Source organism: Streptococcus anginosus subsp. whileyi MAS624, assembly GCF_000478925.1.
GTDB classification, from domain to species: Bacteria; Bacillota; Bacilli; order Lactobacillales; family Streptococcaceae; genus Streptococcus; species Streptococcus whileyi.
Genome location: NZ_AP013072.1, coordinates 22,479 through 34,164, shown reverse-complemented (window position 1 = coordinate 34,164; position 11,686 = coordinate 22,479). Strand labels below are relative to the sequence as shown.

Sequence of the window (11,686 nt, the reverse complement as noted above, 5' to 3'; positions counted from 1 at the left end):
GGAGTTTATTCATGCAAGCTTTTTCATCTTACTTTTCAACTTACGGTGGTGCCTTTTTCGCAGCACTCGGTGTGGTTTTTGCGATTTTCCTCAGCGGTATTGGCTCTGCGCGTAATGTCGGATCAACCGGTCAGGCTGCGGCAGCCCTGTTAAAAGAGCAACCTGAGAAATTCGTCAGTGCTTTGATTTTGCAACTTTTGCCAGGTACGCAAGGTTTGTATGGTTTTGTTATCGGGATTTTGATTTTCTTTAAAATTCAACCTGAGATGGCTCTTCAAACAGGTCTAGCCCTCTTTTTTGCCGCACTTCCAATCGGAATCGTTGGTTATTATTCTGCTAAATACCAAGGAAATGTCGCGACAGCTGGCATGCAGATTTTGGCAAAGCGACCTGAAGATGTCATGAAAGGGGTTATCCTTGCTGCCATGGTAGAAACTTATGCTATCCTTGCCTTTGTTGTATCTCTTTTGATGGTTTTAAATGTGAAATGAGACAGATTCAATGTCTTGAAACAAGATGTCATAGAAGGAGGCAGATATGGAATTTGAATCTCATTTGAGGGATTCGGTTTTGGAGCAGGCGCATGAAAATGGGCGGCAGCTATTAGCCGATGCTAAAGAGTCTATTGAGCATGAAGCTAAAGAGCAAGAAGCACGGTTGAAACAAGAAAAACTGCAACAGCGTGAGCAAGAAATAAAAGCGATCAATCGTCAGGTACAGCGTGAAGTGCAGCAGCTTGAAAATGAAAAACGTCAGTCTACTTTGGCGACTAAGCAAGGGATTTTGAAAGAATTATTTGCGGGGGCTTATGAGCAAATGGCGGCCTGGTCGATCGAGCAGGAGCAGGCTTTCTTGGAGCAGGTCTTAAAAAAGTATCCGCAAGAAGAGCTTGTTTTGACAGTTGGCTCACGGACATTGGTTAAATATTCGGCTGGACAATTGGAACGATTATTAGAGCACTATCCGCACGTAAGATTGGCTTCCTCTCCTGTGAGTGGAGAAGCAGGTTTTCTCCTTTCGCGAGGCAATATTGACGATAACTACCTCTACCGCAGTTTGGTGGATTCTTTGTGGCAGGAGGAGAGTTATCAGCTTGCTCAGACGATTTTCCAAGATGAAGCAGACTAAGGAGGCGTTCTATGAATGAAAAGACCTTCGCTCAAGTGAATACAGAAATTAGCATTCATGAGAGTAGCTTTTTAAGCCTAGCGCAATACGAGCAGTTGTTGCGGACTTTCACTTCTGAAAGTCGATCAGCAGCTTTGGAAGGAACGGTTTATAATCTGGATCATGAGCAACTAACAGACTTAAATGCGATTGAGAGGTTTCTCATGAAACATTTGTTTGCAGAGTATGCTTGGGCTTTTGAAGTTAGTCCAGAATCTGCTTTGGTGGAGTTTTTTACGCTCAAATATACCTATCACAATCTTAAGGTGTTGCTTAAGCACAAGGCGACAGGTTTGAATTTAAAGCATCTGTTGATTTCTGTTGGACCTTATCCTTTAGATATTTTGGAGCATTTGGTTGCAACCTTTTCTGCTGAACATTGTCCTAAATTTATGGCGGATGAAGTGGCGGCGACTTGGGCGGAATATCAAGATTATCAAGATGTACGCGTTCTGGAAATTGGAATGGATCTGGCTTATTTCAAGCACTTAAAAAGCTTGGAGTCTGCATTTGAAGATGAGCGGCTCAAGCAACTGGTGCGGTTGACAATTGATTTTTATAATGCAGTAACGGTGCAGCGAGCGATTCGGCACCAAAAACCGCACAGTTTTATGACACAGTTGTTATCAGATGACGGCTCTTTGACGAGTGCAGAATGGATTGAGTTGGCAGAAAAAGGTCATCTTGCTAGCTGGTTTTCCAAAGTTAATCCACTAGAATTTGACGCAGAACTAAGCATTTATGAAGAAAAACTGCGTTCGGGTAAACTGACAAATCTTGAACTGGAGTATCTAGCAGACTTGGTTCAGTTTAAGCTCTTAGAGCAAGGGCGATTTGAAACAAGTGGTCCGCTTCCGCTCGCTCGTTATTTATTGGGAAAAGAGTTAGAAGTGAAAAATCTTCGACTTATTTTGACTGGTTTGACGAACCAACTTCCAGTAGAGATTATCAAAGAAAGGATGAGACCGATTTATGGCCAGTAAAACTTATAAAATTGGTGTGGTGGGGAACCGCGATGCCATTCTGCCTTTTCGCCTGATTGGTTTTCCGACTTTTCCAGTCACCGAAGCGACCGATGTGGTGAATACTTTACGACGACTGAGCCGAGAAGATTTTGCTATTATTTATTTGACAGAAGACATGGCTGCTGAAATCCCTGAAACGCTGGCTTACTATGATAAGCAAGTGTTGCCAGCGATTATCTTAATCCCGAATCATAAAGGAGTAACAGGATTAGGACAGAGACGTATTCGTAAGAACGTAGAAAAAGCAGTTGGACAGGATATATTGTGAGGTTTTTATGAAAATAAATGAATTAGGCCAGCCCATCGGGGATGCTCTGCCGCATTTTAAGCCGGGGGAATTGCCCAACCTGGAGCGTATAGAAGGGCGGTATGCTGTTATTGAGCGTCTGTCCAAGGACAAGCATGGAGCGGATTTATATGAAGTGTATGGTTCGGATTCTCCTGCTGACATGTGGACTTATCTCTTTCAAAATCCTGTTCAAAGTCAGGATGAGTGGTCGGCCTTGCTAGATCAGATGCTGGCAGCTCCAGATCGTTTTTACTATGCCATTGTGGACAAGGAGAGTGGCAAGGCGCTGGGAACCTTCGCTTTAATGAGGATTGACCGAGGCAACCGTGTCATTGAGGTGGGGTCTGTGACCTATTCGCCCAAGCTGAAGCGCACCAGACTGGCTACGGAAGCCCAGCACTTGCTGGCGCGCTATGTCTTTGAAGAGTTGGAGTATCGCCGCTACGAATGGAAATGCGATGCACTCAATCAGCCTTCAAGGCGCGCAGCAGAAAGGCTTGGTTTTACCTACGAGGGCACTTTTCGTCAGGCAGTTGTTTATAAGGGGCGCAACCGAGATACTGATTGGCTAGCCATGATTGACAGGGACTGGCCAGCGGTCAAAACCCGTTTAGAAAAATGGCTAAGCCCAGATAATTTTGATGAAAATGGGCAACAAATAAAAGCCTTATCTGATTTTTAAAATAAGAAGTATCAATTTTTGCTGTAGAGATAGCTAAGAAGGGTTTCAAGCTCACGGCAAGGATAGAAAATAAGCAAAAATCTCCCAAAGAATGGAGGAAGATTGTGAGTCAAGGAAAGATTATAAAAGTTTCAGGTCCTTTGGTGGTCGCCTCTGGGATGCAGGAAGCGAATATTCAGGATATTTGTCGTGTGGGCAATTTGGGCTTGATTGGGGAAATCATTGAGATGCGTCGAGATGAGGCCTCCATTCAAGTATATGAAGAAACCTCTGGGCTTGGACCAGGAGAGCCGGTGGAAACGACGGGGAGTCCGTTGTCGGTTGAATTGGGACCGGGGTTGATTTCGCAAATGTTTGACGGAATTCAGCGACCTTTGGCGCGCTTTCAAACGGTGACGCAGAGTGATTTCCTGGTGCGCGGAGTGCAGTTGCCTCATCTGAATCGAGAGACCAAGTGGGACTTTGTGCCTTGTCTGGAGATTGGAACAGAGGTGACCGCTGGAGATATTCTGGGAACGGTTCAAGAAACCACATTAGTAGCTCACCGCATTCTAGTGCCGATTGGTGTCAGCGGTCGTGTGACTAAGATAGAAGCGGGGAGCTATACTGTCGATCAGCCTGCCTATGAGATTGAACAGGCAGACGGCTCCGTCTTTGTCGGCAGTCTTATGCAGAAGTGGCCGGTTCGCCGAGGTCGTCCATTTGATCAAAAGCTGATTCCAGAGGAGCCTTTGGTGACGGGTCAACGAGTGATTGACACCTTTTTCCCTGTGACCAAGGGCGGGGCGGCTGCTGTTCCAGGTCCTTTTGGAGCAGGCAAGACCGTTGTGCAGCACCAGGTCGCTAAATTTGCCAATGTGGATATCGTGATTTACGTGGGCTGTGGCGAGCGAGGCAATGAAATGACCGATGTGCTCAATGAATTTCCCGAGCTAATTGATCCAACGACTGGTCAGTCTATCATGCAGCGAACTGTTCTGATTGCCAACACGTCCAATATGCCAGTTGCGGCGCGTGAGGCTTCTATCTATACAGGAATTACGATTGCTGAATATTTCCGAGATATGGGCTATTCTGTCGCTATCATGGCGGATTCGACTTCGCGTTGGGCAGAAGCTCTGCGGGAAATGTCAGGGCGTTTGGAAGAAATGCCAGGTGACGAAGGTTATCCAGCCTATCTGGGCAGCCGAATTGCTGAATATTACGAACGAGCTGGTCGGGTTAAAACCTTAGGGAGTGACGAGCGTGAGGGAAGCATTACCGCAATCGGTGCCGTTTCCCCTCCGGGTGGAGATATCTCGGAGCCAGTCACGCAAAATACCCTGCGGATTGTCAAAGTTTTCTGGGGCTTAGACGCTCAGTTAGCACAACGTCGCCATTTCCCTGCGATTAACTGGCTTAGCTCTTACTCGCTTTATCTAGATGAGGTGGGCCAATATATCAATCAGCATGAGCAGTTGGCTTGGTCGGAAAAAGTGACCAAGGCGATGAACATTCTCCAAAAAGAGAGTGAGCTACAGGAAATCGTGCGGCTGGTTGGTCTGGACTCTCTGTCTGAAAAGGATCGTCTCACCATGAATACAGCTAAAATGATTCGTGAGGATTACCTGCAACAAAATGCTTTTGATGAGGTTGACACCTACGCTTCCTTTAAAAAACAAGTAGCTCTGCTCACTAATATTTTAACATTTGATGAGGAAGCCAATCGTGCCTTGAATTTAGGTGCTTACTTTACTGAAGTCATGAATGGTACTGTAGAGCTACGCGATCGGATTGCCCGCTCTAAATTTATCCCAGAAGAGCAGCTGGATGCAATTTGTAATTTGGATGTTGCTATTCGAGAAAACTTGCATGAGATTCTTGCACAAGGAGGAGCAGACAATGAACGTGATTAAAGAATACCGTACTGTTAGTGAAGTTGTTGGTCCTTTGATGATTGTAGAGCAAGTAGAAGGCGTGCATTTTAATGAGCTGGTGGAAATCCAGCTCCATGACGGAACCAAGCGTCAGGGGCAGGTTTTGGAAGTGCAAGAAGACAAGGCGATGGTGCAGCTGTTTGAGGGTTCCAGCGGTATCAATCTAGAAAAAGCCAAGGTGCGTTTCACCGGCAGACCGCTTGAATTGCCAGTGTCAGAAGATATGGTAGGACGAATTTTCAACGGTATGGGCAAGCCTATTGACGGTGGACCAGATATTTTGCCGGAAAAATACTTGGATATTGACGGTCAAGCCATCAATCCAGTCGCGCGAGATTATCCCGATGAGTTTATCCAGACTGGAATTTCAGCCATTGATCACCTCAATACCTTAGTTCGAGGACAAAAATTGCCAGTTTTCTCTGGGGCGGGTCTACCCCATAAGGAATTGGCTGCCCAGATTGCTCGTCAAGCTACGGTGCTCAATTCAGAAGAAAATTTTGCAGTAGTCTTTGCGGCTATGGGGATTACCTTTGAAGAAGCCGAGTTTTTCATGAATGACTTGCGAGAAACGGGAGCTATTGACCGCTCTATCCTCTTTATCAATCTAGCCAATGATCCTGCTATTGAGCGGATTGCGACACCGCGGATTGCTCTGACTGCTGCTGAATATTTGGCTTATGAAAAAGACATGCATGTTCTCGTCATCATGACAGATATGACCAACTACTGCGAGGCCTTGCGCGAAGTATCCGCAGCTCGTCGAGAAGTGCCGGGACGTCGAGGTTATCCGGGCTATCTCTATACCAATCTTTCCACCCTTTATGAACGGGCGGGGCGCTTGGTGGGGAAGAAAGGCTCGGTGACGCAGATTCCTATTCTCACCATGCCTGAGGATGACATCACTCATCCCATTCCTGATTTGACGGGTTACATCACCGAAGGTCAGATTATCCTGTCGCGTGACCTTTACAACAGCGGTTATCGTCCGCCGATTAACGTATTGCCGTCTCTTTCGCGCCTCAAAGACAAGGGTTCTGGCGAAGGAAAGACTCGGGGAGACCATGCAGCAACCATGAATCAGCTCTTTGCGGCTTATGCACAAGGCAAACAAGCCAAAGAATTAGCGGTTGTACTGGGAGAATCCGCACTATCTGACACCGACAAGCTCTATGTTCAATTTACCGAGCGATTTGAAAAAGAGTACATCAATCAAGGTTTTTATACCAATCGGACGATTGAAGAAAGTTTGGATTTAGGCTGGGAATTGTTGTCTATCTTGCCACGGACAGAACTTAAACGAATCAAGGACGACATGATTGATCAATATTTGCCAGAAAGCAAGCAGCAAGCCTAGGGAGGTGATCTGAATGGCTCGTTTAAATGTCAAACCAACCCGAATGGAGCTGAACAACCTGAAAGAGCGCCTGAAAACAGCTACTCGCGGTCATAAACTTCTCAAGGATAAGCGAGATGAACTGATGCGTCGTTTCATTGAAGCTGTTCGCGAAAACAACCGCCTTCGCCAAAAAGTTGAAACAGCTCTGGTTGGTCACATGCAGGATTTTGTATTGGCGAAAACCTTGGAAAGTGACCTCATGGTAGAAGAGATTTTTGCTGTCCCTATGCGAGAAGTCAACCTCCATATCGAACAGGAGAATATCATGAGTGTGCAGGTGCCAAAAATGCATGCTCATATTGATAATCCTTATGGTGATGATGAGGGAGATGTGGTTTATAGCTATGTGGCTTCTAACAGCCAGATGGATGAGACGATTGAGGATATGGGCAACTTATTGCCCGACCTCCTGCACTTAGCAGAGATTGAAAAGAGCTGCCAGCTGATGGCAGATGAGATTGAAAAGACCCGCCGTCGGGTCAATGGCTTAGAGTATGCAACCATTCCAGATCTCACAGAAACCATTCATTATATCGAAATGAAGCTAGAAGAAGCCGAGCGCGCTAGTCTAGTGAGAGTAATGAAGGTGAAATAAAAACAAAACGGATGGTGGATTCTATGAACTCACGTCCGTTTGTTTTTTTGAGGTAGCTATATAAACAATAAAAATCTCCAACTCCACTCTCTCACATTTCCCATAAAATGCGGGAATTTTCTGATAAATCATGTTATAATAGAACAGACTACACGAAAAGGACAGAAACTCATGACTTTAGTTTATCAATCAACGCGTGACGCAAACAATACGGTGACAGCCAGTCAGGCTATTTTGCAGGGGTTAGCAACGGACGGTGGTCTCTTTACGCCAATTTCTTATCCGCAACTAGAGCTGGATTTTACTAAACTCAAAGATGCTTCCTATCAGGAAGTTGCAAAATTGATTTTATCTGCTTTTTTAGATGACTTTACAGATCAAGAGCTGGATGACTGCATTAACAATGCCTATGACAGCAAATTTGACACACTAGAGATAGCTCCCTTGGTGAAACTGAACGGGCAATACAATTTGGAACTTTTCCATGGTGCTACGATTGCTTTCAAGGATATGGCCTTGTCTATCCTCCCACATTTGATGACGACAGCAGCGAAAAAGCATGGTTTGAAAAATAAAATTGTCATTTTGACGGCGACTTCTGGTGATACCGGAAAAGCAGCTATGGCAGGCTTTGCCGATGTGCCAGGAACGGAAATCATCGTCTTTTACCCTAAAGACGGTGTCAGCAAGGTTCAGGAGCTGCAAATGATTACTCAGACGGGGGATAATACTCATGTGGTGGCTATTGAGGGCAATTTTGATGACGCCCAGACCAATGTCAAAAGCATGTTTAATGATGCGGCTCTTCGGGAGCGTTTAGCTACACATCAGTTGCAATTTTCTTCTGCTAACTCCATGAATATCGGGCGTTTGGTGCCACAGATTGTTTACTATGTTTATGCCTATGCACAATTGGTTAAAACCGGTCAGATTCAGGCAGGCGAAGCAGTTAATTTTGCTGTTCCAACTGGAAACTTCGGCAATATCTTAGCAGCCTATTATGCTAAACAAATCGGTCTTCCGGTGGGCAAGTTGATTTGTGCTTCCAATGAAAACAATGTTTTGACCGATTTCTTTAAGACGCAAGTCTATGATAAAAAGCGTAGCTTTAAGGTAACGTCTAGTCCGTCTATGGATATTTTAGTTTCTTCAAACTTAGAGCGTTTAATTTTCCACCTGTTAGGAAATAGTGCAGAAAAGACAGCGGATTTGATGAAGTCTCTCAATCAGCATGGTCAGTATGAGTTGACTGATTTTGATCCAGCTATTTTAGAACTCTTTGCGGCAGAATATGCCACCGAAGTTGAGACAGCAGCTGAAATCAAACGAGTTTATGAGGCGTCTGATTACATTGAAGATCCGCACACAGCGGTCGCTTCAGCTGTTTATCAAAAATACCGGACAGCTACGGGTGATGAGACTACAACTGTTATTGCTTCAACCGCCAGTCCTTACAAATTCCCAGTTGTGGCAGTCGAAGCTGTAATGGGACAAAGTGGTCTTAGTGACTTTGAAGCCTTAACAAAACTCCACGAGATTTCAGGAGTTGCAGTGCCTTCTGCAGTTGCTAACCTAGAAACCGCACAAGTCCGCCATAAAACGACTGTCGCTGCTGACCAAATGCAGGCAGCAGTAGAAAGCTATTTAGGACTTTAATAATCTAATAAATTTTTGTAACAAACACTCAGTTGGCTACCAGCTGAGTGTTTTCAGATTGCAACAGGGTGTAAACAAAATATTGCCAGCAAAGTGCAGAAAAGTGTATAATCAAAAGCAGGAGTTTCATGATGTATGACCACTTATAAAAAGATTTTAAATATTGCCCTACCAGCCATGGTCGAAAACTTTTTGCAGATGCTAATGGGAATGGTGGACTCGTATTTGGTAGCGAGTCTCGGTCTCGTGGCTATTTCAGGAGTTTCGGTTGCTGGTAATGTTATTACGATTTACCAAGCCATTTTTATTGCGCTGGGAGCAGCAGTATCCAGTCTCATTTCCAAGAGTTTGGGAGAAGGAGATCGAGACAATCTGGCTTATCACACTAGCGAAGCCATTAAATTAACTCTGATTTTGAGCGTCTTTCTAGGACTTTTCTCGCTTGTTTTTGGACGCCAGATATTAGCTTGGCTGGGAACGGAGCCTGCAGTTGCCAATGCAGGTGGTCTTTATTTAGCTTTAATCGGGGGAACGATTCTCCTTTTGGGTCTGATGACTACGCTAGGCTCCTTGATTCGAGCAACTAGCAACCCTCGCATGCCTATGTATATCAGTTTTTTAAGCAATCTGCTCAATGTCCTTTTTTCCAGTCTTGCGATTTTTATTTTCCACATGGGAATTGTTGGAGTGGCGCTGGGCACCATTTTAGCCCGTCTGGTGGGTATATTGATTTTATGGAAAGAATTGTCCCTGCCTCTGGCGCCTTGGAGTTGGAGGCTGGACTGGGAACTGCTACGTTTATCTCTGCCAGCTGCTGGAGAACGGCTGATGATGCGGGCTGGGGACGTGGTGATTATTGCTATTATCGTTAAGTTCGGGACAGATGCTGTTGCGGGAAATGCAATTGGAGAGGTTCTGACCCAGTTTAACTACATGCCGGGCTTTGGAGTCGCTACTGCAACAGTTATGTTAGTGGCTCATGCGGTGGGGCAGGCAGATTTTCAAACAGTTAGAAAGCTGACGAAGCAGACCTACTGGCTATCTCTTGGACTCATGCTAGCGGTGGCTCTGCTTATTTTTGCACTTGGACAGCCACTAACACGTCTTTATACAAAGGATAGCGGCGCTGTAACAGCTAGCTTGTCGGTCATTCTTTTTTCACTTTTGTGTGTGCCTATGACAGCAGGAACAGTCATCTACACGGCTGTTTGGCAAGGATTGGGAAATGCGAAGTTACCTTTTTATGCCACGACGGTTGGTATGTGGCTGATTCGCATCGTGGCGGGCTATTTTCTGGGGGTAACTCTGGGATTGGGCTTGCCCGGAGTTTGGACTGCTACCCTTTTGGACAATGCCTTTCGCTGGATTTTTTTACAAATCATCTATCAACGGAAAATGAGGAGTCAAACATGACAAGAGCTTTTATTTGGGATTTGGACGGAACATTATTGGATTCCTATGATGCAATTTTGGCGGGGATTGAAGAAACCTATACTCATTATGGATTAGACTTTGACCGAGAGGTCATTCGTGCTTATATTTTGCAGCATTCTGTTCAGAAATTGCTGGAGAAAGTCGCAACAGAAAAAGGTTTAGATGCTGAAGAGATGAACCGTTTTCGAGGTCAAAGTTTGCAAGAGAAAAATGCTCACATTCAGCTCATGGATGGTGCTAAGGCTATTCTTACTTGGGCGCAGGAAGCAGATATTCAGCAGTTTGTCTATACCCACAAGGGGAAAAATGCTTACCAAATTTTGGCGGATTTAGAGATTTTGGATTATTTTACAGAAATCGTGACTACTGCTAATGGATTTGCAAGAAAGCCCGACCCAGAAGGTGTGAATTATCTTGTAGAGAAATACCAGCTGGATAAGGCAAGCACTTACTATATCGGTGACCGGACGTTGGATGTAGATGTTGCCTTTAACAGCGGTATTCAATCAATCAATTTCTGCGATGATCGACCAAACATTAATCACAAAATCAACTATTTACTAGAGATTAAACAGATAATCCGTTAAAGAAAGGCAAAATGCTTGCTTTTCTTTTTGTTGTGTTTTATGATTGACTTATCAATAGTTGACTAGTCAAGCAAAACCAGAAAGGAGAAAAGATGGTTGCCATTCATCACCTGCTATATCAATTGCATTTAACCGATCAAGCCATCACGCAACTCTTTGAGAAAAAATTAGAAATCAGCTTAACACGGTACGAGATACTGACCTTTTTATTAGACAATGCTCCATGCAGTCAAGTTGCTGTGCAAGAGGTCTTAAAAATCGATCCTGCAGCCTTAACTCGGCATTTCAAAATTTTAGAAGAGCGCGGTTATGTTCAACGGAGCCGCAATCCCAAAAATCAACGAGAGGTTCTAGTGAATGTCACGAATGTTGCAAAAGAGCAGCTTTTGCATGAGCCACCGACCTATCATGTAAATGTCAAAAAGCAAATGGAAAAAGTTCTCTCGGATGATGAGCAAAGGACGCTGAGCACTTTATTAGAAAAACTTGTATCTGGCTTAGATCAGATTACCGTAGAAAAACATTAGAAAGAAAAAATTATGTCACTCATTACTACTATATTAGCTACACTTGTCGCACTGGAACACCTCTATATCTTTTATCTAGAAAGTATCGCTACCCAATCAGACAGCACCAGCCGAGTCTTTAACATGACAAAGGAAGAATTATCTCGTCCGTCCGTCACTTCCTTGTTTAAAAATCAAGGGGTTTACAATGCCTTTTTAGCTCTTTTCTTACTATATGGCTTGTATATTTCACATAATTTAGAAATTGTGACCATTTTTGTTTTGTTTGTTATCGGAGTCGCAGCTTATGGTGCAGCCACAGCTAACAAGAAAATCATCTTGACTCAGGGCGGACCTGCGATTTTAGCTATTCTAAGCATTTTATTGTTTAAATAGCACCAAATATTAACCATTATAAAAATATAAATTA

Annotated in this window: 13 protein-coding genes; all 13 read left to right on the top strand. The window is 44.3% G+C overall.

The features are described from left to right. The first annotated feature begins 11 nt into the window (after positions 1–11). The 13 genes from ANG_RS00160 (at position 12) to ANG_RS00100 (ending at position 11,652) form a co-directional block, all read left to right on the top strand. The gene (locus ANG_RS00160; RefSeq protein WP_003027244.1) at positions 12–491 is read left to right on the top strand and encodes a V-type ATP synthase subunit K; all 480 of its coding nucleotides are present in this window, start codon (positions 12–14) and stop codon (positions 489–491) included. Positions 492–537: 46 nt separating this feature from the next. Next, entirely contained in the window at positions 538–1,128 is a 591-nt protein-coding gene (locus ANG_RS00155; RefSeq protein WP_003037007.1) for a V-type ATP synthase subunit E family protein, read from the top strand. An 11-nt stretch (positions 1,129–1,139) separates the two neighbouring features. After that, a complete protein-coding gene (locus ANG_RS00150) occupies positions 1,140–2,150 on the top strand; it encodes a V-type ATPase subunit (RefSeq protein WP_003036933.1) in 1,011 nt (336 codons plus the stop codon). After that, entirely contained in the window at positions 2,140–2,460 is a 321-nt protein-coding gene (locus tag ANG_RS00145; RefSeq protein ID WP_003036936.1) for a V-type ATP synthase subunit F, read from the top strand. The genes ANG_RS00150 and ANG_RS00145 overlap by 11 nt, the downstream gene beginning before the upstream one ends. A 7-nt stretch (positions 2,461–2,467) precedes the next feature. Further along, positions 2,468–3,163 (top strand): GNAT family N-acetyltransferase, encoded by a 696-nt coding sequence (locus ANG_RS00140; protein WP_003037064.1) that lies wholly within the window; start codon positions 2,468–2,470, stop codon positions 3,161–3,163. Between the two features lie 104 nt (positions 3,164–3,267). Next, entirely contained in the window at positions 3,268–5,058 is a 1,791-nt protein-coding gene (locus ANG_RS00135) for a V-type ATP synthase subunit A (RefSeq protein ID WP_025271524.1), read from the top strand. Continuing rightward, positions 5,045–6,436 (top strand): V-type ATP synthase subunit B, encoded by a 1,392-nt coding sequence (locus tag ANG_RS00130; protein WP_025271523.1) that lies wholly within the window; start codon positions 5,045–5,047, stop codon positions 6,434–6,436. The genes ANG_RS00135 and ANG_RS00130 overlap by 14 nt, the downstream gene beginning before the upstream one ends. Before the next feature lie 13 nt (positions 6,437–6,449). Then, positions 6,450–7,073 (top strand): V-type ATP synthase subunit D, encoded by a 624-nt coding sequence (locus ANG_RS00125; protein ID WP_020999427.1) that lies wholly within the window; start codon positions 6,450–6,452, stop codon positions 7,071–7,073. Positions 7,074–7,244: 171 nt separating this feature from the next. After that, positions 7,245–8,729 (top strand): threonine synthase, encoded by a 1,485-nt coding sequence (thrC, locus tag ANG_RS00120; RefSeq protein WP_003037028.1) that lies wholly within the window; start codon positions 7,245–7,247, stop codon positions 8,727–8,729. 135 nt (positions 8,730–8,864) lie between these two features. After that, the gene (locus ANG_RS00115) at positions 8,865–10,142 is read left to right on the top strand and encodes an MATE family efflux transporter (RefSeq protein WP_003036984.1); all 1,278 of its coding nucleotides are present in this window, start codon (positions 8,865–8,867) and stop codon (positions 10,140–10,142) included. Continuing rightward, on the top strand, positions 10,139–10,750 hold the full coding sequence (locus tag ANG_RS00110) for an HAD-IA family hydrolase (protein ID WP_003037044.1): 612 nt from the start codon (positions 10,139–10,141) through the stop codon (positions 10,748–10,750). The genes ANG_RS00115 and ANG_RS00110 overlap by 4 nt, the downstream gene beginning before the upstream one ends. A gap of 92 nt (positions 10,751–10,842) precedes the next feature. Continuing rightward, the gene (locus tag ANG_RS00105; protein ID WP_003037022.1) at positions 10,843–11,277 is read left to right on the top strand and encodes a MarR family winged helix-turn-helix transcriptional regulator; all 435 of its coding nucleotides are present in this window, start codon (positions 10,843–10,845) and stop codon (positions 11,275–11,277) included. A gap of 12 nt (positions 11,278–11,289) precedes the next feature. Then, a complete protein-coding gene (locus ANG_RS00100; RefSeq protein ID WP_003037071.1) occupies positions 11,290–11,652 on the top strand; it encodes a DUF1304 domain-containing protein in 363 nt (120 codons plus the stop codon). The last annotated feature ends 34 nt before the right edge of the window (positions 11,653–11,686 follow it).